Raw genomic sequence first — 20,256 nt, forward strand, 5'->3', positions numbered from 1 at the left:
TAAATCCGTTGCTATGAAACTTTAACTTCAGGAAAGGAGCCTATTCTACCTCGTCCTCTCCTACCAGCTCATCGTACTCCTGATCGTCTAACATCTCGTCAAAAGCATCTGCTACGATCTCGTACTCATCATCGTCCTCGATGTTGTCCAGAACAGGAGTTCCGTCCTCTGTCTCGCTGTAGCGGTACAGGTATACTTCGCCTTCCTCAGAGTCCTCTCCCTCCATAGGAAGAAGAGCAATATAATCCCTCTCGCCTGCTGTAAAAATTGTAAGAACGACACATTCCACTTCGGTGTCATCATCCAGAGTAAGGGTAACTGTCATTTCCTCTTCTTCATTTAAATTCTTCTCGTCTGCCATATTGGGTTTCCTTTCTCAGATATGATCTGTTTACCACTTACAATGTATCAGAGTCTGGGAAAAATTGCAAGGGGTTCTTAAGCGGAGAGCGCGCATTTTACAGCGCTCTTTTGTGTCTGGTGCTCAGGGTTCCGGTTTCCGGCTATAAGAAAACCTAAGGGTCTAAAATTTTTCTAAAAGCAAGAGCCATATCGAAAACTCGCTGCGCTCAGACAAGTTTGATATGGCTCTTAACGAAAAATTTGATCCCCAAAGGTTTTCTAATAGCCTCCAAAGTCGCCCTGAGCACCAGACACAAAGGCACACTAAAATGCGCGCTCTACGGTTCCTAATATTCTATCCCCTCCCGCGCCCCGATTCCTCTTTCATAGGGATGGCGGCGGAGGGTCATTTCTGTTACATAGTCGGCTGCATTTAAAAGTGCTTCTGAGGGGCCGCGTCCTGTGAGGATGACCTCCAAAGAGGCTGGACGGGTTCTCAAAAGCTCCAAGAGGCGTTCTTCGCAGATAAAGCCCTGGTGGCAGGCGCCGATGGCTTCGTCCATTACCAGAAGGTCAAAGGCAGGTGTTCCGTTTTCATCCGTTTCCAGGGCCATTTTCCAGGCATTTTCCATCTGTTCGGAATAATAGACAGCCGCTTTCTCTTTCTGCTCCGGCGTCATGTTCCATGAAAAGCCGAAGGAGCGCACACAGGGAAGCACATGGATTTCGGGAATGTTCTGAAGGGCATTTACCTCCCCGGAGTCATTTGTCTTTAACAGGCGCAGCACCAGTACGCGAAAGCCTCTGCCCGCAGCCCGGATGGCGGCTCCTATGGCGGCTGTGGTCTTTCCTTTTCCATCGCCGCAGTAAATATGGATCAAACCGGTTCTCTCATTTTTATTTTCCATTCAAATCCTCGTTTCTGGTTTCTTTCCTTCTCCGCTTCCCGTCTCGTCTCAGAATGTGTATCCAGAAGCCCTGTTTCCTCCACAAACCGCGATACAGTCTGCTTTTTATGAAACCTCTCGTTTACATAAAAGATATGAAGCCGGTCCTTTGCACGGGTCATAGCTACATAGAACATTCTCCGTTCTTCTTCCAGATCCGCATCCAGCACTGCCTTGTGATGGGGCGTAACGCCTTCATTTGCGTCCAGAATATACACAACCTTAAATTCCAGTCCCTTAGAGCTGTGCATAGTCATTAGGCTGACTCCCTCGCCCCTGGCTTCTCGGTCTGCTGCCTGACGGAGCAGTTCTTCTTTATATTCTTCCATGTGAGCAGACCAGGCGTCCCATGTCTTAAAGCCTCCGGCGCTTTCCTGAAGGGCGTCCAGCACTTCAAAGAATTCCTCTGGTTTTAACCGCCGCTCCTGAGCATATTCACGGATATAATCATCGTATCCAATGGCCTTGCGTATATAGTTTACCGCACCGGCCGGCGCCATATCCGCAAGCATGGAAAGATCGTATTCCAGCTGTTCAATCCGGTCCAGCATCCAGTTTTTATCCTGATAAAAAGATTTTACCTGCTCCCAGCTGATCCTGCTGCCGTCCAGCGCATCCCTGCTGATATACCGGGCCGGGCGGTTGATAAAGGTCATCACGTTGGCACGGCTCAAATCGCCCCTGGCTGCTTTTATGTAGGAAAACAGGTTCTTTGCAATCCAGTGTTCGTAGAGATTGGGGACTGTATCCCGCATATGAAAAGGGATATTGTACTCCATGAGCTTTTCGATCAGAAGTCTTGGCCCCAGGTTGGTGCGGTACAAAACGGCAATCTCTTCGTATGGAATCCCCATTTGGGCATAATCCCGCAGCTGGGACACGATTGCCAGCGTTTCATTTACCGGATCCGGCCACAGGCGGATGTCCACCGGCCGCCCTGTTCCTCTGAGCGCGCAGATTTCCTTTGGAAAACGGGTCTTATTATTGCTGATAACCTTTCCGGCGCTTTCCGTAATCGTGCTGACTGAGCGGTAATTGATATCTAAAAGGATCCGCTCCGCTTCGGGATAATCCTTCTCAAAGCCCAGCATCAGCTCCGGCCTTGCACCCCGGAAGCGGTAGATCGACTGATCGTCATCTCCTACAATAAAGAGGTTATTCTGAGGAAGAGCCAGCATTTTTACGATTTCGTACTGAACGCGGTTGATGTCCTGAAACTCATCAATGAGAATATACTGATACTTCTTCTGCCAGGCAGTAAGGATATCCGGCCGGGCCTTAAAAAGCTCATAGCACATGGACAGCATATCGTCAAAATCCAGGAGCTTTTCCCGCCGCATCTGATCCTCATAGCCCTCATACAGTGCCTTAAAAACCTCTTCGGAACAGCTTTTGGGATAATAATGTGCAAGAGGCATCATTTCCCCCTTTACCATGCTGATCTCGCTTAAAACGGATGCCGTAAATTCTGCCGGATCCTCCAGATCCAGCTGCATACGCTCTGCCTGCTCTCTAATAAAACGGATCCTCTGCTCTTCCCTTACGATATTTGAAGCCTGATACCCGTAAGCCAGCTTTAAAATCAGGAAAAACACGGAATGAAAGGTGCCAAAGGCCACTCTGGAACCCTGGCCCGTCATTTTCTCATACCGTTCCTTCATTTCTCTGGCGGCTGCCCTGGTAAAGGTAATCACCAGAATGCTCCCAGCCTGGACGCCGTATTTTTCCGTTAAATAACGGACCCGGTTGGTGATGACCGTAGTCTTCCCCGAACCGGGTCCTGCAAGTACAAGAGCCGGTCCGTCTTTGTGGCGGATGGCCCTTTTCTGTGCTTCGCTGAATGACATTTTATGCCTCCAGCAGTTCAATGCCCCTGCGGATGCGGGCTAATGACTCCTCTTTGCCAAGAACCTCCATAATCTCGGTGGCTCCTGCAGGCGTCATCTGCTTTCCGGATACAGCAGTGCGGATAGGCCACATAACAAAGCCTGTCTTTACGCCTGCATCGCTGACATATTTGGACAAAAGCTCGTAAAGCCCGTCATTGGAGTAGTCCTCCTGTGCCTCTAAAAGGGGAAGAACGTCCTTTAATACCTGAAGGGATGTTTCGCTGTTTGTCTTCATCTTCTTATGAGTATACATAGCTGTGTCATACTCAGGAAGAGTTTCAAAGAAATCAATATGGCCTTCGATATCGGGGAATACCTCGATTCTTGTCTTTACCATGGCAGCGATCTTTTTCAGATCCAGATCCTTTTTGATCACTCTGCGGATATAGGGCTCTGCCATCTCATAGAAACGATCAAAGTCCATGGACTTAATGTATTCGCCGTTCATCCAGCGCAGCTTTGTCATATCAAATACAGCCGGTGACTTGCTCATACGGCGGTAATCGAACTCCCGGATCATATCCTCCAGGGAGAAAATCTCCTGATTTCCCTCAGGGGACCAGCCAAGCAGAGCTACATAGTTTACCACAGCCTCTGATACAAAGCCCTGATCGATGAGATCCTCAAAGGAGGAATGGCCGCTGCGCTTGCTGAGTTTATGATGGTTCTCATCCGTGATCAACGGACAGTGAACGTATACCGGAACCTCCCAGCCAAAAGCGTCATAGAGACGGTTGTACTTTGGTGAGGAGGAAAGGTACTCATTTCCGCGGACTACATGGGTAATTCCCATCAAATGATCGTCTACTACATTGGCAAAATTGTAGGTGGGATAGCCATCGGACTTGATCAAAACCATATCATCCAGCTCTGAGTTATCTACAGTAATATCTCCGTAAATCTCATCATGGAAGGTGGTTGTTCCTGTGGTAGGATTGTTCTGGCGGATTACAAATGGCTTTCCGACTGCCAGATTGGCCTCGATCTCCTCTTTGGACAGGTGAAGGCAATGCTTGTCATAAGACATGATCTCCTCGCCGTTTACATTCGTTCTCAGAGATTCCAGACGCTCCGGAGTACAGAAGCAGTAATAAGCCTCTCCCTTTTCAACCAGCTTCTTTGCATACTCCATATAGATGCCGGAGGCCTGGCGCTCACTCTGTACATAAGGGCCGCAGCCGCCGTCCTTGTCGGGACCTTCATCGTGGATCAGGCCGGTTTCTGCCATGGTGCGGTAGATAATGTCTACAGCTCCTTCTACATAGCGTTCCTGGTCTGTATCTTCAATTCTTAAAAGAAAATCTCCGCCCTCATGCTTTGCGATCAGATAGGCGTAAAGCGCTGTTCTCAAATTTCCTACATGCATACGGCCTGTAGGGCTGGGTGCATACCTTGTTCTTACTTTCATGGTCTGTTCCTCCCGTTATTTTATTAGCAATCATTCATTTTTCTGCAAAAGGCAATGCCTCCGGGAAGCACTGCCTTTTTACGGTCCATCTTTATTCTGCCAGATCGCTTGGTCTCATGGTCAGGTTAATACGGCCCATTTTATCTACTTCTGTTACCTTTACAGTAACCTCGTCTCCGATATTTACCACATCTTCAACCTTGCCCACTCTCTTATCGGACAGCTTGGAAATGTGCACCATACCGTCCTTATTGGGAGCCAGCTGTACAAAGGCGCCGAAGTTCATGATACGTACAACCTTGCCTGTAAATACCATACCGGCCTCAATGTCCGTTACAATGCTGGTGATGATAGCAATGGCACGGTCGATCATAGCCTCATCCGTACCGCATACATTTACAGAACCCTCATCGGAAATGTCAATCTTAACGCCGGTTTCCTCGATGATCTTGTTGATTACCTTGCCCTGCTTTCCTACCACATCACCGATCTTCTGAGGATCAATGGTGATCTGCTTGATCTTTGGAGCATATGGGCTTAAATGCTTTCTCGGCTCAGAAATCACAGGCTTCATCACTTCCTCCAGAATGTACATTCTGGCCTGTCTTGTTCTGGCAATGGCCTCCTCGATAATGGGGCGTGTAAGGCCGTGGATCTTAATATCCATCTGGATGGCTGTGATACCGTTCTTTGTACCGCCTACCTTAAAGTCCATATCGCCGAAGAAGTCCTCCAGACCCTGGATATCGGTGAGAACGATATAATCATCATCGGTCTCGCCTGTTACCAGACCGCAGGAAATACCCGCTACCATCTCCTTAATCGGTACGCCTGCTGCCATTAAGGACAGAGTAGACGCACAGATACTTGCCTGAGAGGTGGAACCATTGGACTCCATGGTCTCAGATACGGTACGGATCGCATATGGGAACTCTTCCTCGCTTGGAAGCACAGGAACCAGTGCCTTCTCAGCCAGAGCGCCGTGTCCGATTTCTCTTCTGCCCGGTCCTCTGCTTGGCTTTGTCTCACCTACAGAAAAGGAGGGGAAGTTATAATGATGCATATAACGCTTGCTTGTCTCATTTACATCCATGCCGTCAATCTTCTGAGCCTCAGATAAAGGCGCCAGGGTGCAGGCATTTAAGATCTGAGTCTGACCGCGGGTGAACATACCGGAACCGTGTACTCTGGGCAGAAGATCGATCTCAGCTGCCAGCGGACGGATCTGATCGATGGCACGGCCGTCGGGACGCTTGTGATCCTTTAAGATCATCTTGCGGACGGTCTTTTTCTCATACTGGTAAATGGCGTCTCCTACTAAAGGCAGCCACTCTTCATTTTCTGCAAATGCCTCTTCCAGACGGGCTGTGATGGCATCCATGTTCTTGTCACGGGTCTGCTTGTCATCCGTAAATACAGCCTCTTCCATCTCCTGAGGCGGAACCAGCTCGCGGATGGCAGCAAAAAGCTCCTCCGGTACGGCACAGCTCTCGTATGTGTGCTTTTCCTTTCCGCACTCTGCCACAATGGTATCGATAAAGCGGATAATCTCCTGATTTACCTCATGAGCCTTGAAAATAGCGTCGATCACTGTCTGCTCGGGAACCTCATTGGCGCCGGCCTCGATCATGATCACCTTTTCTCTGGTAGATGCTACGGTCAGAGCCAGGTCGGATACGCGCTTCTGGTCAGCAGTTGGGTTAATGATAAATTCGCCGTCGATCAAGCCTACCTGAGTCGTTGCGCAGGGGCCGTCAAAGGGAATATCGGAAATGCTGGTTGCAATGGCAGAACCCAGCATGGCAGTCAGCTCAGGGCTGCACTCCGGATCTACAGACATAACTACGTTGTCCAGAGTTACGTCATTGCGGTAGTCCTTCGGAAACAGAGGACGCATGGGGCGGTCGATCACACGGGAGGTCAGAATGGCATTTTCAGAAGCCTTTCCCTCTCTCTTATTAAATCCACCCGGAATTTTGCCTACTGCGTAAAGCTTCTCCTCATATTCTACGCTTAAAGGGAAGAAATCAATGCCCTCTCTGGGCTTTGAGGATGCCGTTGCGGTAGAAAGAACAACGGTATCGCCGTAATGCATAAATGCAGCGCCGTTTGCCTGAGCTGCTACTCTGCCGATCTCTACGGTCAGCTTACGGCCGGCCAGGTCCATACTGAAACTTTTAAACATGGTTTGTCTCCTTTTCTTTTTTAATGCCAACGCCAGGTCTTATCACAGGTGCAGAAAGACGCCGAAACTACTGATCTGGGCCAAAGAATCCTTTGGAACACATCAGCAATCCCGGAGTGAACCTTCTGCGTCCAATCCTGTTTTCTGGTGTAAAACAGGGTGGAACTTGCGCTCCACCCTGATGTTTCATGAATTACTTTCTGATGCCCAGCTTCTCGATCAGTGCACGATAGCCTTCCAGATCTGTCTTCTTTAAGTAGTCCAGAAGACCTCTTCTCTGACCAACCATCATCAGCAGACCGCGTCTGGAATGATGATCCTTTGGATTCTGCTGCAGATGTGCTGTCAGCTCTGTGATTCTCTCTGTGAGGATAGCGATCTGAACCTCTGGTGAACCTGTGTCTCCAGCCTTACGGCCGTACTCTGCGATAATCTGTGCCTTCTTTTCCTTAGAAATCATGGTAATTTCCTCCTGTTAAAATAATTTTACTGAATCTAACCGTAAACCAGGCTGCCGGCTGGAGTCACCGGACAACGGGGCATCGGCGTCTGTTCATACCGATTTAGTATAGCATAGGGTGCGGGGATTGTAAACTCTTTTTATTTGAATTTTTTCTCAAAAAATCCCGCCGCAGCCTCCTTATCCCGGCTGATCTGCCCCTTTAGTTCTTCCAGAGAATCAAATTTTCGTTCTCCTCTGATAAAATCCAAAAGCTGCACTTCTATGGTGCTTCCGTAAATATCCCGGTCCAGACCCATGATATATGTCTCGGCTCCGGGGGGATTGTCGCCCTCTACCGTGGGCTTTTTCCCAATATTTGTAACTCCCTGATAATAGACACCATCAACCAGAACTCTCGAAACGTAAACGCCGTACCTGGGAAGGCGCTTAATGGCGGGAGGGATCAGATTGGCGGTTGGAAATCCCAGGACCGCGCCTCCGATATGATTCCCGTGAACCACCTTCCCATGGATGGCATAGGGTTCTCCCAAAAGCTCATTGGCCTTGGCTACGTTTCCGCAGGCCAGCTCCTCCCGGATGTAGGTGCTGCTTATATCCCTGTGCCGGTCTTCATCCTGCTCTTTTTCAATGACATAAAGACTGTAGCCGCAGGAGGCTGCCAGCTTTCTTAAAAGCTCTGCATTCCCTGCTCCCTGATAGCCGAAGCTGCAGTCCGGACCTACTACAATGGCAGCCGCCTTCATCCGGCCGGACAGGATCTGAACAACAAAATCCTCCGGGGCCATTCGCCGCACCTGATCGTCAAATGGATATTCCACCAGATAATCAATATCCATCTTTTCCATGTTTCGTCGGCGCTCCAGGCTGGTAGTGATCACCGTTTCCGGCTCTCCCTTCATCACAGCTGCAGGTGCAATGGAAAAAGTGAAAATGGCTGTAGCCCAGCCTGTTTTGCCTTTTAAATCCTTCATGGCACGCAGAAGCTTCTGATGACCCCGGTGCCTGCCGTCAAATTTCCCCAGTGTTACGATGGTAGGTTCTGTGATCTGAAACTCTGTGGTATCTGCGATATATTTCATGGTCTGGCTGCCCCCTTAAAGGTATCCGGATCCAGGTCAAACATTTTCCAGGGCTTCCACCAATGTTTTTCTTCCTGATACTGATAAACTCCCTTGAATCTGCCTTCGCTGTTGTAAAACCGGAACCGATCCCCATCTTCCCAGATTTCCGGCGCGCCGTCTCTTAAAAGATCCAGCTGCTGCCTAAAGCAGGGATTTCCGTTTTTGAGATTTTTATCTCCTTCCGGCAGAGTGTAGACCGCCGGATAAGCCTCCAACGCCTCCTCCACCGTGTAAATTTTCTCCTCAAGGCCATCCATGTCTCTCAGCTGTTCGATCTCATCCAGCTTCAGACTGTCCTCCACTAAAAAACGATCCACTCTTGTCCTGAGAAGATGCTCCATACATCCCCCTGTGCCCAGTTCTCTTCCGATATCGTCGCACAAGGTCCGTATGTAGGTGCCTTTGGAGCAGGTAACCCGGATGGATACTCTGGGAAGCTCCATATTTAAGATGGAAATCTCCAGAATCTGTACTCTTCTGGCCTTCCGCTCCACTTCCTTTCCTGCACGGGCCAGGTCGCAGAGCTTTTTCCCGTCCACCTTTAAGGCGGAATACATGGGGGGGATCTGGTCATAATCTCCCTTAAATCCCAGAATCACTTTCTCTGCCGTCTCCGGATCCAGAGCCAGGGCTTTTTCCCGGTTCTCTGTAAGGATCGTTCCTGTAGTATCCTGCGTATCTGTGGAGCAGCCTAAAAGAAGCACTGCCTCGTAGGTCTTTGTCCGGTCTGCCAGCATATCGCACAGTCTTGTGCCCATTCCTAAACATACCGGAAGCACACCTTCTGCCGCCGGATCCAGCGTTCCGGTGTGGCCGATTTTTTTCTGCTTTAAAATCCCTCTGAGCCGGGCCACCACATCGTGGGATGTGTAGCCCGGCTCCTTATATACATTGATAATCCCGTGGTACATTTATTCCTCCTGAGGGCCGGCTGCATCTAACTGCTTGGCGATGTGGAGCGACAGATTATTGACTACGTCATGGATTCTTCCAGACATGGTACAGCCCGCTGCACGCACATGGCCGCCGCCGCCGAAGTAGGATGCGATCCTGCTTACATCTACCGCATTCTGGGAACGGAGGCTTACCTTAAATTCCTGAGGGCCGGTCTGGTACATGAAAATGGCTACCTCCACGCCTTCGGTAAGACGCAGCTGGTCAATAATGCCGTCCATATCCTTTCCATTTACCCCATAAAACTCCATTTCCGACTGACGCAGAGCACTGAAAATGCATTTTCCGTCCAAAAAGGTAATGCTTTCCAGAAGAGCACGGCCCAGAATCTGGTTCTGGACATAGGTCTTTTTATAAAAGCTGTTATCGATAATAGAGCCGAAGTCAATCCCTTTTGCCATCAGCTTTCCCGCGATTTCCATGGTACGGGCGCTGGTACAGGAGTATTTAAATACTCCTGTATCATGGATCAGGCCTGTATACAGGCACTCGGCCGCAGCTTTATCAATCTTTTCCTCATCCAGCTGTTCAAACAGGACCTCGCAGGTAGAGCTTGCATTTTCAGATACCAGATTTACCTCGCAGAAGCGGGTATTGGTAATATGGTGATCCAGACACAGACTCTTTGACGCATTGGCAAGAAAAACGCCAAAGGATCCCAGCCGTTCTTCATCTCCACAGTCCAGACAGATGCAAAGCTCATAGCGTTCCTCATCTGTTTCATGGAGGATCGCATCATAGCCTGCGAGATATCCAAACTTCGGTGAGCTTTCTTCCAGATATACCGCTGCCCGGATGGCCGGATAATTGGTCTGAATGTAGTGATAAAGTCCCAGAGTCGAACCCAGACAGTCGCCGTCCGGCCTTACATGGCCTAAAATAACGACCGATCCGGTTTGCTCCAGCATCTGTTCCAGAACCGTCATTTACAGTCCCTCCTCATCCTCGTCATGGAGATCCTTTGTCACTTCATCAATCAGTTTTGACATATTTACGCCATATTCAATGGACTGGTCCAGAATAAATTTGATTTCCGGCGTATTGCGCAGGTTCACTCTTCTTGCAAGCTCTCTGCGCACATAGGAAGAGGCGCTGCGAAGGCCCTCAACGGTCGCCTTCGCTGCTTCCTCGTCGCCCAGAACACTGATATATGCCTTGCAGTATTTTAAATCAGGGGTCACTTCCACGGCAACCACACTGGTCATGGGATGGATGCGCGGATCCTTAATTCCGGAGCGGATGATCTCGCTTAATTCCCTCTGAACCTCCATGTTAATCCTTGTGTTCTTGATGCTGTTTTTACGCATTTATATTTCCTTTCCGGTATGCATTACCCGAAACGGCTCTTACCTTGGCACCTCTACCATGGTGTAAGCCTCGATTACGTCATCTTCCTTAAGGTCGTTGAATTTTTCAAATACAAGACCGCACTCATAGCCTGCCGCTACTTCCTTAACGTCATCCTTGAAACGCTTTAAGGATGCTAACGGTCCTTCGTAAATCTGCTCTCCCTCGCGGGTAATACGGCAGCTGCAGCCTCTCTGGAACTTTCCGTCCAGCACATAGGAGCCCGCGATGGTTCCCACGCCGGAAGCCTTGAACAGCTGGCGGATTACCGCATGGCCGATGACCTTTTCTTCAAATACAGGGTCTAACATACCCTTCATAGCTGCCTCTACGTCCTCAATGGCCTGGTAGATAACCCTGTAGAGACGAAGATCTACCTTTTCACGCTCTGCAATGGATTTAGCTGTGGCATCAGGCCGCACATTGAAGCCAATGATGATCGCATTGGAAGCAGATGCCAGAGTTACGTCGGACTCGTTGATCGCACCTACGCCGCCATGGATTACCTTTACCACTACCTCTTCGTTTGAGAGTCTTGTAAGGCTCTGCTTTACAGCTTCTACGGAACCCTGTACGTCTGCCTTGATGATCAGAGGCAGTTCCTTTACGTTTCCTGCCTTGATCTGGCTGAACAGATCGTCCAGAGACAGCTTCGCCTTCGTATCCTCGATGAGCTTGTTCTTGCCCTCGGAAATGAAGGTCTCTGCAAAGCTTCTTGCCTCTTTTTCATTTTCAGTTGCAACAAATACTTCTCCGGCCTGAGGAACGTCATTTAAACCGAGGATCTCAACCGGTGTGGAAGGCCCTGCTTCCTTTACACGGCGTCCTCTGTCGTCCATCATGGCACGGATCTTTCCGTAACAGGAACCGGCGGCAATGGTCTCGCCTACACGAAGGGTTCCCTTCTGTACCAGCACCGTAGCAACAGGACCCTTGCCCTTATCCAGCTCCGCCTCGATCACAAGGCCTCTTCCCTTACGGTTTGGATTTGCCTTTAACTCCAGAACGTCTGCTGTCAGAAGCACCATTTCCAGAAGATCCGTTACGCCCTCTCTGGTATGTGCGGAAACCGGCACGAAAATCGTGCTGCCGCCCCAGTCCTCAGGGATCAGCTCATATTCAGACAGCTCCTGCTTTACTTTATCAATATTGGCGCTTGGCTTATCGATCTTGTTGATGGCAACAATGATCTCAACTCCTGCCGCTTTTGCATGGTTAATGGCCTCTACGGTCTGTGGCATCACGCCGTCGTCTGCCGCTACAACCAGGATAGCGATATCCGTAGACTGAGCGCCTCTCATACGCATGGCGGTAAACGCCTCATGTCCCGGTGTATCAAGGAAGGTGATCTTTCTGTCATTGATCTCGATCACGGAAGCACCGATATGCTGGGTGATGCCGCCTGCCTCTCTTGCAGTTACATTTGTCTTGCGGATTGCATCCAGAAGAGAGGTTTTACCATGGTCAACATGGCCCATAACGCAGACTACCGGAGGTCTGGGAACCATATCTTCCGCCTTCTCCTCGTCTTCCTTTAAGAGTTCTGCGATCACATCTACCTTTTCTTCCTGCTCACAGAGTACATCAAACTCCATTGCAATCTCTTCAGCCTGCTCATAGTCAATTTCCTGGTTTAAGGTAACCATCTGGCCCTTTAAGAACAGCTTCTTTACGATAACAGACGGCTGAAGCTTCATCTTATCTGCCAGCTCCTTGATAGTTAAGCGCTCAGGCAGAGTGATCGTCTTAATATCCTCCACCTTGGCCTCTTCCTTCTTAGGCTGCGGCATAATGAAAGCTCCCTTTCCTGTCTTTGGTGCCTTCTTGCCGTCCTCTTCCCGGTCTCTCTTGTCGAAACGGTCATTCTTATGAGCGTTCTTATTGGTCTGACGGGTACTGCTTGGCTTTGTCTGGATCGGGCTGTCAAAGGAAGAAGAACGTCCTGCGTCTCTTCCGTTTCCTCTGCGGCTGTCACGGTTTCCCGTACTTCTGGAATCTCTGTCCTTATCCTGACCAAAACCGCCGCTTCTTCCGTCACGGTTTCCAAAACCGCCCTGACGGCCGTCTCTGTTTCCTCCGAAACCGCCATTTCTTCCGTCACGGTTTCCTTCTCTGTTTCCGAAACCGCCGCTTCTTCCATCGCGGTTCCCTTCTCTGTTTCCGAAGCTGCCGCTTCTTCCATCACGGTTTCCTTCTCTGTTTCCGAAGCTGCCGTTTCTTCCGTCACGGTTTCCTTCTCTGTTTCCGAAGCTGCCGCTTCTTCCGTCACGGTTTCCTTCTCTGTTTCCGAAGCCGCCGCTTCTTCCATCGCGGTTCCCTTCTCTGTTTCCGAAGCCGCCGCTTCTTCCATCACGGCTTCCTTCTCTGTTTCCTCCAAAACCGCCCTGACGGCCGTCTCTTGTATCGCGGACTCTTCCTTCGCCTCTGCCGGCTCCAGTGCGTCCGTCACGGTTCTGGCTGCGCATCTCGCCTCTTGTATCACGGCTGCGGTTCTCTCTTGTCCCGGTTCTCTCCTCAGGCTGAGCCTCTGGTCTCGCTGCTGCAGGAGCCTTTGCTTCGGAAGCTGCTGAGACAGGAGCTTCCTTTTTCGGAGCCTGCTTTGGAACAGGACGCTTTATCTGCTGCTGTGCGTTCTGTGGACGGAATACAGCGGTCAGCTTCTTCTTTGCAGGTTCTGCCTTTGCACCGTTTTCAGAAGCCTTTGGAGCTTCCTTTTTCTGGCTCACTGCCGCCCGCACCATGGCTTCCTGGTCGCCGGATAAGCTGGATGCAGCAAACAGAGAGGCAGACTGATCCTTCTGCTTCACTATATCTAATACCTCTTTACTGGTTTTGCCCAGTTCATTTGCCAGTTCACTTACTTTCATTCAAACTACCTCCATTTACATTCATCAGTGCTGCCATTGACTTTGCGAACCCTGCATCCTCCACAGAGAGAGAAGCGCGAAACTCCTGCCCCATGGCATGACCGAGTTCATCCTTTGTACCAAACAGATAGATCGGGACTTTATAGTGAGCACACATATTTGTGAACATTTTCTTTGTGTTGTCCGAAGCTTCCTCTGATACGATCACCATGCGGGATCTGCCGCTTTTAACGGACTTTTCCGTTGAAAACTCTCCGCTGACCACCTTTCTGGCCCTGGTTGCAAGGCCGATCAGGCTCAACAGCTTTTTACTGTTTACCAAGTTCTTCCATCTCCTTTTCCAGAGCTTCATATACCTCTTTGGGGATTGCCATTTTAAAGGAGCGTTCCAGCCCGCGGCTCTTTACGGCCTTTTTCAGACATTCCATGGATGGACACAGGTAAGCGCCCCGGCCGTTTTTGCGGCCTGTGGCATCCAACAGGATCTGGTCCTCAGCGGTTTTTATCACTCTTATCATTTCTTTCTTGCTCTTCATCTCACCGCAGCCGATACACTGCCTCAGAGGGATCTTCTTTCCACTCACTCTCTATCACTCCAATCCTACTGTTCGCTGCTCTCTTCCCGGTAGTCATCCTGAGCGGCGTCTTCCCCGGAAGCTTCGTACTCCTCTTCGTTTCCGCAGCCTTCTTCCTCATAAACAGGAGCCGGACCGTCGCCGTACTGTAAGCCCATCTGCTCGAAGAGTCCCATTTCCTTTGCCTGAGTCTCGCTCTTGATATCAATCTTAAAGCCTGTCAGTCTGGCTGCCAGTCTGGCGTTCTGTCCCTCTTTACCGATTGCTAAGGACAGCTGATAGTCAGGCACGATCACCTGAGCCTCTCTTGCCTCTTCATCTGCCACTACGCAGATAACCTTTGCAGGGCTTAAGGCATTTTCGATCAGATAGGCCGGATTTTCGTCCCAGTTGATAATGTCGATCTTTTCGCCCCTCAGCTCATTTACAATGGCATTGACTCTGGCTCCGTTTACACCTACGCATGCGCCTACAGGATCGACCCCGGCCTCGTTGGACTTAACGGCGATTTTTGTACGGGAGCCTGCCTCGCGGGCGATTGCCTTGATCTCTACAGTACCGTCATGAACCTCGGATACTTCCTCCTCAAACAGACGCTTTACCAGATCCGGATGGGTTCTGGATACAGAGATCCTGGGGCCCTTGGTGGTGTCCTTCACCTCAAGGATATATACCTTGATACGCTCTGTGGGACGGAAGGTTTCTCCCTTTACCTGCTCGCTCTCATTTAAAATCGCATCTACTTTGCCCAGATTGATGCTGATGTTTCTGCCCAGGTAACGCTGTACAATACCCGTAGCAACATCCTTTTCCATGCTGTAATAGTCATTGTAAAGAGCCTTGCGCTCCTCCTCGCGGATCTTCTGTAAGATTACATTCTTTGCATTCTGTGTGGCAATACGGCCAAACTTCTTGGAATCAAGCGGTACCTGTACCGTATCCCCGATCACATACTTGGGGCTGATCATACGGGCATCTGCCAGACTGATCTCCATAATGGAATCCTCTACCTCTTCCACAACTTCCTTCTCCGCATATACGGCAAAGTCTCCTGTGGTCCGGTTCATCGCCACTCTTACGTTGTCAGCTTTTCCGAAATGATTCTTACAGGCGGTAATAAGGGAATTCTCGATCGCCTCGATCATGGTATCCTTAGAGATATTTTTCTCTTTCTCCAATATCTCCATCGCCTCTAACAGTTCCTTGTTCATGATTATCCTCCTATCTATGCCTTAGAAATCAAACGCCAGCCGGATCAGCGCGATCCCCGCCTTTTCAAATGTCTGGGTACTTCCGTCCTCCATGGACAGAGTCACCGTCTTATCATCATATGCGCTTAAAATACCGGTAAATTCCTTCTGCCGGTCGATTGCCTTGTAAAGACGAACCTCTACTTCCTTGCCCATACTGCGCACATAGTCCTTTTCCTTTTTTAAAGGACGTCCCAGTCCGGGAGAACTTACTTCCAGAATGTAGCTTTCGGAAATAAAATCCTCTTTGTCCAGCCAGTCCCCCAGCTGTCTGCTGATGACCTCACAGTCATCTACGGCAATGCCGCCTTCCTTGTCAATGTACGCCCGCAGATACCAGGTTCCCGCTTCCTTTACATATTCCACGTCTACCAGCTCAAAATGATTCTCTTCCATCAGCGGAAGGAGGAATGCTTCCACTCTGCTCTCATAGCTTTCCTTCTTTGCCATCATTCCACCACCTTTCTTTTCCCTTACAATACGAAAGAGTGGACCGTCGCCCACTCTTATTATCAGTAAAACTATCTGTTATCATTTACACTATACCATCAGACCAGAGGAAATGCAAGCCCTTTTTTGCGAAAACAGCCGTAACTTCCGGTATTTTCTCAGCCTACAGCATCTTCTTTCCCCGGCACCAGGTCTGGATCACATTGTAATCCCCATCAAGTACCGCCAGGTCTGCATCACAGCCTGCTGCGATCCGTCCCTTGGTGCGGTCAGCGCCCAGACAGCGGGCCGGATTTAAGGTGCAGGAATTGATGGCTGCATCCACCGGAACCATGGCATCTTCGATCAGGATCTTAAGCCCCTTATTCATGCTCAGGGTGCTTCCCGCAATAGTAGAAGTACCCTTTAACCGGGCCAGTCCGTCCTCACCGATTTCAATGTCATGGCCTCCTAACTGGTAATTGCCTCCCGGAGGACAATGCTTGGCCCGGAGAGAGTCGCTGACCATAATGGCATAATCGCGCCCTTTAGCCGTAAAGAAATTGTTTAACGCAGCCAGATGGGAATGACAGCCGTCACAGATCACCTCGCCGTAAATATCACGAACCCGAAGCGCCGTTCCCACCAGTCCCGGATTACGGTGATGGTAGGGCGTCATACCGTTGTATACATGAGTCATGGAGGTGGCTCCGTTGGCAATTCCCAAAAGGGCCTTCTCATAGGAAGCAGAGGAATGGCCCATACTTACTGCCACGCCGTTTGAAGCACAGTACCGGGTCAGTCTGTGATCCGGATCATGCTCCGGCGCAAGGGTAATATAGCGTATCAGGCCCTTAGCCGCCTCCTGATACATCTGAAACTGCTCTACAGAAGGCACGGCAATGGCTTCCGGAGGCTGGGCGCCCTTGTAATCCATGTCCAGATAGGGGCCTTCAAAATGGATCCCCAAAATCTGCGCACCCTCGTATCCCTCTTCCACTACCTTTGCCACACTGGCTACCGCAGCCGTAAGAACATCCGGCATCTGGGTCACTGTCGTTGGGAGAATCGAGGTTACGCCCTCCTCCGGGATCCTCCTCATCCACTCTCTAAGCCCCTCCGGTCTGGCGTCGTTTGTATCATATCCGTAAGCACCGTGGGTGTGAATATCAATAAAGCCAGGAAGCACGCGGTTATCCCCGTAATCCTCATCCGCCTCTTTCGCCCCGTAAGGAAGAACCTGGCGGATCACTCCTTCCTCAATCAAAAGCTGTGCTGCCATAAACTGACCTGCAATCCACATCTTTTTTCCCTGAATACGCATCGTTATCTCCTTTTCCGATTGTCTGCCTCAAAATAAGGCGTAAATCTTTCCTGTTATATCAACCGTTAAATAATACCATCAGTATACCACATGAGAATTATTTTTCAAGTTTGTGATATAAGCGAAATATTTTTCTTTTGCCGTTTTTATCCATAATGCAGTCACAAAACGGAAGCCATGATCCACAAAGCAGCCAGAAAGATCACATTCCAGAATGTAAACGTCCTCAGATACGCCGTTTTCTTTTCCGGATATCGGGCAGCAATCTGCTTATAGGAGATCAGACTTGCCATAGAAGCGATCAGCGTTCCCAAGCCGCCCAGATTCGTCCCCACAATTAAAAGCTCCCATTGCTGCGTAAAATTGGACAAAAGCAGAGCTGCCGGCACATTGCTGATTACCTGGCTCATTATGACAGAGGCTGCCAGCTCATGACCTGAGATCACTCTTACCGCCAGTTCGCGAAAAGGGCCAAACCGGTTTATATTTCCAATAAACACAAAGAAGCATAAAAAGGTCAGCAAAAGGGAATAGTCCACCTTTGCAAACAACCGTTTATCGCCTGCCGCCACAGCTGCCAGTATAAGGATCAGAAGTATCTCTGCCGGAAGTGTTCCGTTTACCGTCTGAAGGCAGAGCAGGAATAAAAACACATAAAAAGCCGTCCGCACCAGATCCGGCCTTTCCGTCTTTTCTTCCATCTGAAGCTTAATTTTCCCCTTCTTTGAATAAAATACCACACTGAGAGCCAAAAGAAGAGCCGCAGCCGCCGTAAGCGGAAGCATCAGGAAAAGAAATTCCAGCAGCTTCATGCCGGATAAGCCATACAGGTAAAGATTCTGCGGATTTCCCATAGGGGTAAACATACTGCCCAGATTGGCTCCGATTGTCATCAGCGTAACCGTACAGCAGATTTTTTCTCTCATGGCCGCCATTTCAAGGATCATGATCCCAAAGGGAACAAAGGTGATCAGCGCCACATCATTGGTAATAAGCATACTGCCAAAAAAACACAAAAACACCAGAAGAAGCATGATCCCTCCCTGAGACCGGATCCGTTCCAAAAGCCGCTCTCCCAGATACCGGAACACGCCCAGGCTTCCAAGACCCGCTACCACTGCCATCAGGCAGAACAGAATGATCATCGTTCCCATATTAGAAGTAAAATACCTCAGATACTCCCTGTCCGGCTTTACCAGAAAACAGGATAAGAGGGCAAGGAAAAAGGAAACGGTCAGGATCGTTTCCCTTTTGATAAATGATATTACACGCAGCTTCATAATTTTATTTTTCATTCCTTTCTGTTCTGTACAAATAACCAGAACCGCGCTATAATACGTTTTATCACAAACCGGAGGTATTTTTCAATGACATTTACATATCCTGCTGTTTTTACCCCTCACAAAGAGGATAAAGGCTTTCACGCATATTTCCCAGATCTGGAATGCTGCGAAGCCGACGGACCCGATCTGGAGGACGCAGTAGAAAATGCAAGAGATGCGGCCAGAGACTGGATCACCGTAGAGCTGGAGGACACCTGCGACATCCCGCCCTGCAGCCATGCAGATGATATTGAATTAAAAGAAGGAGAATTTGTCAAATTTATCATGGTAACGATCAAGCTTCTGCCGGATAATGACTGATTGTTTCCGCAAAAAAGCTCTGCCTTACGCTGTGATCTGCTTTCACAGCGTATGCAGAGCCTTTTTTATTTCCTGATTTTATTCTCCGATCATGATCCGGATGATTTCTTCATTCGTAGCCTTCATTCCTTCTTTTCCCAGGCGGCCCACATTTTTAAGCGTTTCCTCTACTCCCTTTGTGACAATGCCGTCACCGCCGTAAAACTGCTGGCCGCGGATATACATCTGATATCCCAAAATGCCTGCATCTACCGCAGAAGCAATCTTTGCCGCGCAGGAAGCCTTCGCTCCGTCGCAGACAATTCCGGACACAATGGCAAGGGCATTTACCACCGTATGTACGATTTCTTTGTAATCTCCGCCATGGAGATAAGCGATTCCTGCCCCTGCTCCCGCTCCCGCACTGACAGCACCGCAGTAGGCAGAAAGCCTTCCGATGGCTGTTTTCTGGTGGATGGCCGTCAGGTTGGAAAGAGTCAGCGCCCGCAGCAGGGTTTCATGGCTTACCTTCATATCTTTCGCATATACAATTACGGGAACGGATGCCGTAATCCCCTGATTGCCGCTGCCGGAATTGATGATCACAGGCAGCTCACAGCCATTCATTCTGGCGTCAGACCCCGCCGCCGCCATAGCCTTTGCCCGGACACGGACGCTTTCTCCTTCCATATCCAAAAGAACGCTTCCGATATTGGCTCCGTAATTTCCCCGGATCCCCTCTTCTGCGATGGCCCAGTTATAATCAATCTGGCGCTCCAGCACCTCTCTTACATCCTCGATGTCCACAGTCCGGGCAAAATCCAGAATGTCCCTCATATTCAAAAGGCTCCGGTCCGTAAGCCCGTCCTCAGATTCTCCGGCTACCGGCTTCTTTTCCAGAATCTCTCCGTTTTTCTCTACCAGAACAATATTGGTATGGTAATTGGCGATCCGCACTCTGGCATAGGAAACGCCCTTATAAAGGGTAATCACAATATCAAAGGTGATCCCATTGTCAATATGCTCTACTGTAATGGGAACCTGCTCCATAAATTCCTTCATCTGCGCAGTCTGCTCGCTGCTTACACTGGCAATTACCTCTAACTCCTTATCTGCATCTCCTGCCACAATCCCTGCCGCCGCAGCTGCCGGAATGCCCTTTAAATGGTCTGTATTCGGCACAATTACAGATTTCACATTTTTAATAATGCTGCCGCTGGCTCCTACAACCACCCGGTCCGGCATTTCCCCCAGCACCTCTCTGGCCCTGGCAGCTCCATAAGCAAGGGCAATCGGCTCCGTACACCCCATTGCCGGAACCAATTCCTCCTTTAATGTCTGAACATACGCTGCATATTTTGCATTCCTCTTCTCCATGTGCCCCTTCCTCCTGAAGTTAAACCGTTCTGAGTTTCCACATTTTACTGCCATACTGCCAAATGGGAAATCCAACCTCTTGCATTCTCTTTAATTTTACTGTATCATATCCATATATTTTTGTAAATTTTAACATTTTAAATATATGATTAAAAT

The 20,256-nt window shown here is 49.5% G+C and carries 19 protein-coding genes; 1 reads left to right on the plus strand and 18 read right to left on the minus strand.

The annotated features are described in order from the left end of the window. Positions 1-40: 40 nt before the first annotated feature. The 17 genes from ACZM6M_RS13055 to ACZM6M_RS13135 all read right to left on the minus strand — a co-directional run bounded on the left by ACZM6M_RS13055 (position 41) and on the right by ACZM6M_RS13135 (position 18,381). Positions 41-361 carry a DUF1292 domain-containing protein gene (locus ACZM6M_RS13055; RefSeq protein WP_066543967.1) on the minus strand — a complete coding sequence of 107 codons (321 nt, stop codon included), beginning with the start codon at positions 359-361 and terminating at the stop codon, positions 41-43. A 328-nt stretch (positions 362-689) separates the two neighbouring features. Further along, positions 690-1,250 carry a cob(I)yrinic acid a,c-diamide adenosyltransferase gene (locus ACZM6M_RS13060; protein ID WP_418496759.1) on the minus strand — a complete coding sequence of 187 codons (561 nt, stop codon included), beginning with the start codon at positions 1,248-1,250 and terminating at the stop codon, positions 690-692. Continuing rightward, positions 1,220-3,136, minus strand: a complete 1,917-nt coding sequence (locus ACZM6M_RS13065) for an ATP-dependent helicase (RefSeq protein WP_418496757.1) — start codon at positions 3,134-3,136, stop codon at positions 1,220-1,222. Before ACZM6M_RS13065 ends, ACZM6M_RS13060 begins: the two co-directional genes overlap by 31 nt. Position 3,137: 1 nt before the next feature. Further along, positions 3,138-4,586: a glutamate--tRNA ligase gene (gene gltX / locus ACZM6M_RS13070; protein ID WP_489490477.1), complete on the minus strand. Its 1,449-nt coding sequence runs from the start codon at positions 4,584-4,586 to the stop codon at positions 3,138-3,140. Between the two features lie 91 nt (positions 4,587-4,677). Next, positions 4,678-6,771, minus strand: a complete 2,094-nt coding sequence (locus tag ACZM6M_RS13075; RefSeq protein ID WP_066543963.1) for a polyribonucleotide nucleotidyltransferase — start codon at positions 6,769-6,771, stop codon at positions 4,678-4,680. 193 nt (positions 6,772-6,964) lie between these two features. Beyond that, positions 6,965-7,231: a 30S ribosomal protein S15 gene (rpsO, locus tag ACZM6M_RS13080; RefSeq protein WP_066543962.1), complete on the minus strand. Its 267-nt coding sequence runs from the start codon at positions 7,229-7,231 to the stop codon at positions 6,965-6,967. A 140-nt stretch (positions 7,232-7,371) separates the two neighbouring features. Beyond that, a complete protein-coding gene (locus ACZM6M_RS13085) occupies positions 7,372-8,313 on the minus strand; it encodes a bifunctional riboflavin kinase/FAD synthetase (RefSeq protein ID WP_066543959.1) in 942 nt (313 codons plus the stop codon). After that, positions 8,310-9,266, minus strand: coding sequence for a tRNA pseudouridine(55) synthase TruB (truB, locus tag ACZM6M_RS13090; RefSeq protein WP_066543957.1), 957 nt, complete (start codon positions 9,264-9,266; stop codon positions 8,310-8,312). The genes ACZM6M_RS13085 and truB overlap by 4 nt, the downstream gene beginning before the upstream one ends. Further along, positions 9,267-10,235: a DHH family phosphoesterase gene (locus tag ACZM6M_RS13095; RefSeq protein WP_066543955.1), complete on the minus strand. Its 969-nt coding sequence runs from the start codon at positions 10,233-10,235 to the stop codon at positions 9,267-9,269. It lies immediately after the preceding gene. Then, positions 10,236-10,616 carry a 30S ribosome-binding factor RbfA gene (rbfA, locus tag ACZM6M_RS13100; protein ID WP_066543953.1) on the minus strand — a complete coding sequence of 127 codons (381 nt, stop codon included), beginning with the start codon at positions 10,614-10,616 and terminating at the stop codon, positions 10,236-10,238. A gap of 39 nt (positions 10,617-10,655) precedes the next feature. Continuing rightward, entirely contained in the window at positions 10,656-13,397 is a 2,742-nt protein-coding gene (gene infB, locus ACZM6M_RS13105) for a translation initiation factor IF-2 (RefSeq protein WP_489490487.1), read from the minus strand. Positions 13,398-13,509: 112 nt separating this feature from the next. Continuing rightward, entirely contained in the window at positions 13,510-13,845 is a 336-nt protein-coding gene (locus tag ACZM6M_RS13110; RefSeq protein ID WP_066543951.1) for a L7Ae/L30e/S12e/Gadd45 family ribosomal protein, read from the minus strand. After that, positions 13,832-14,107: an RNase P modulator RnpM gene (gene rnpM / locus ACZM6M_RS13115; protein WP_066543949.1), complete on the minus strand. Its 276-nt coding sequence runs from the start codon at positions 14,105-14,107 to the stop codon at positions 13,832-13,834. Before rnpM ends, ACZM6M_RS13110 begins: the two co-directional genes overlap by 14 nt. A gap of 17 nt (positions 14,108-14,124) precedes the next feature. After that, the gene (gene nusA / locus ACZM6M_RS13120; RefSeq protein ID WP_317438695.1) at positions 14,125-15,309 is read right to left on the minus strand and encodes a transcription termination factor NusA; all 1,185 of its coding nucleotides are present in this window, start codon (positions 15,307-15,309) and stop codon (positions 14,125-14,127) included. Positions 15,310-15,330: 21 nt separating this feature from the next. Beyond that, on the minus strand, positions 15,331-15,798 hold the full coding sequence (rimP, locus tag ACZM6M_RS13125) for a ribosome maturation factor RimP (protein WP_066543945.1): 468 nt from the start codon (positions 15,796-15,798) through the stop codon (positions 15,331-15,333). A 163-nt stretch (positions 15,799-15,961) separates the two neighbouring features. Then, positions 15,962-17,101: an N-acetylglucosamine-6-phosphate deacetylase gene (nagA, locus tag ACZM6M_RS13130; protein WP_066543944.1), complete on the minus strand. Its 1,140-nt coding sequence runs from the start codon at positions 17,099-17,101 to the stop codon at positions 15,962-15,964. Positions 17,102-17,262: 161 nt separating this feature from the next. Beyond that, entirely contained in the window at positions 17,263-18,381 is a 1,119-nt protein-coding gene (locus ACZM6M_RS13135; RefSeq protein WP_337433661.1) for an SLC13 family permease, read from the minus strand. A gap of 87 nt (positions 18,382-18,468) precedes the next feature. Between ACZM6M_RS13135 and ACZM6M_RS13140 the strand changes: the two genes are divergently transcribed. Further along, entirely contained in the window at positions 18,469-18,744 is a 276-nt protein-coding gene (locus tag ACZM6M_RS13140) for a type II toxin-antitoxin system HicB family antitoxin (protein WP_066543943.1), read from the plus strand. Between the two features lie 78 nt (positions 18,745-18,822). On the opposite strand, the gene ACZM6M_RS13145 is transcribed toward ACZM6M_RS13140, so the two are convergent. Further along, positions 18,823-20,100, minus strand: a complete 1,278-nt coding sequence (locus ACZM6M_RS13145; RefSeq protein ID WP_418496753.1) for an L-cysteine desulfidase family protein — start codon at positions 20,098-20,100, stop codon at positions 18,823-18,825. Positions 20,101-20,256 lie beyond the last annotated feature (156 nt).

It is taken from the genome of Enterocloster sp., from assembly GCF_057861365.1.

What these genes read in the sequence shown, in the direction of transcription:
- ACZM6M_RS13055 (WP_066543967.1), bottom strand. Translation starts at nt 361, where the DNA reads ATGGCAGACGAGAAGAATTTAAATGAAGAAGAGGAAATGACAGTTACC.
- ACZM6M_RS13060 (WP_418496759.1), bottom strand. Translation starts at nt 1,250, where the DNA reads ATGGAAAATAAAAATGAGAGAACCGGTTTGATCCATATTTACTGCGGC.
- ACZM6M_RS13065 (WP_418496757.1), bottom strand. Translation starts at nt 3,136, where the DNA reads ATGTCATTCAGCGAAGCACAGAAAAGGGCCATCCGCCACAAAGACGGA.
- gltX (WP_489490477.1), bottom strand. Translation starts at nt 4,586, where the DNA reads ATGAAAGTAAGAACAAGGTATGCACCCAGCCCTACAGGCCGTATGCAT.
- ACZM6M_RS13075 (WP_066543963.1), bottom strand. Translation starts at nt 6,771, where the DNA reads ATGTTTAAAAGTTTCAGTATGGACCTGGCCGGCCGTAAGCTGACCGTA.
- rpsO (WP_066543962.1), bottom strand. Translation starts at nt 7,231, where the DNA reads ATGATTTCTAAGGAAAAGAAGGCACAGATTATCGCAGAGTACGGCCGT.
- ACZM6M_RS13085 (WP_066543959.1), bottom strand. Translation starts at nt 8,313, where the DNA reads ATGAAATATATCGCAGATACCACAGAGTTTCAGATCACAGAACCTACC.
- truB (WP_066543957.1), bottom strand. Translation starts at nt 9,266, where the DNA reads ATGTACCACGGGATTATCAATGTATATAAGGAGCCGGGCTACACATCC.
- ACZM6M_RS13095 (WP_066543955.1), bottom strand. Translation starts at nt 10,235, where the DNA reads ATGACGGTTCTGGAACAGATGCTGGAGCAAACCGGATCGGTCGTTATT.
- rbfA (WP_066543953.1), bottom strand. Translation starts at nt 10,616, where the DNA reads ATGCGTAAAAACAGCATCAAGAACACAAGGATTAACATGGAGGTTCAG.
- infB (WP_489490487.1), bottom strand. Translation starts at nt 13,397, where the DNA reads ATGGTGCGGGCGGCAGTGAGCCAGAAAAAGGAAGCTCCAAAGGCTTCT.
- nusA (WP_317438695.1), bottom strand. Translation starts at nt 15,309, where the DNA reads ATGAACAAGGAACTGTTAGAGGCGATGGAGATATTGGAGAAAGAGAAA.
- rimP (WP_066543945.1), bottom strand. Translation starts at nt 15,798, where the DNA reads ATGGCAAAGAAGGAAAGCTATGAGAGCAGAGTGGAAGCATTCCTCCTT.
- nagA (WP_066543944.1), bottom strand. Translation starts at nt 17,101, where the DNA reads ATGCGTATTCAGGGAAAAAAGATGTGGATTGCAGGTCAGTTTATGGCA.
- ACZM6M_RS13135 (WP_337433661.1), bottom strand. Translation starts at nt 18,381, where the DNA reads ATGAAGCTGCGTGTAATATCATTTATCAAAAGGGAAACGATCCTGACC.
- ACZM6M_RS13140 (WP_066543943.1), top strand. Translation starts at nt 18,469, where the DNA reads ATGACATTTACATATCCTGCTGTTTTTACCCCTCACAAAGAGGATAAA.
- ACZM6M_RS13145 (WP_418496753.1), bottom strand. Translation starts at nt 20,100, where the DNA reads ATGGAGAAGAGGAATGCAAAATATGCAGCGTATGTTCAGACATTAAAG.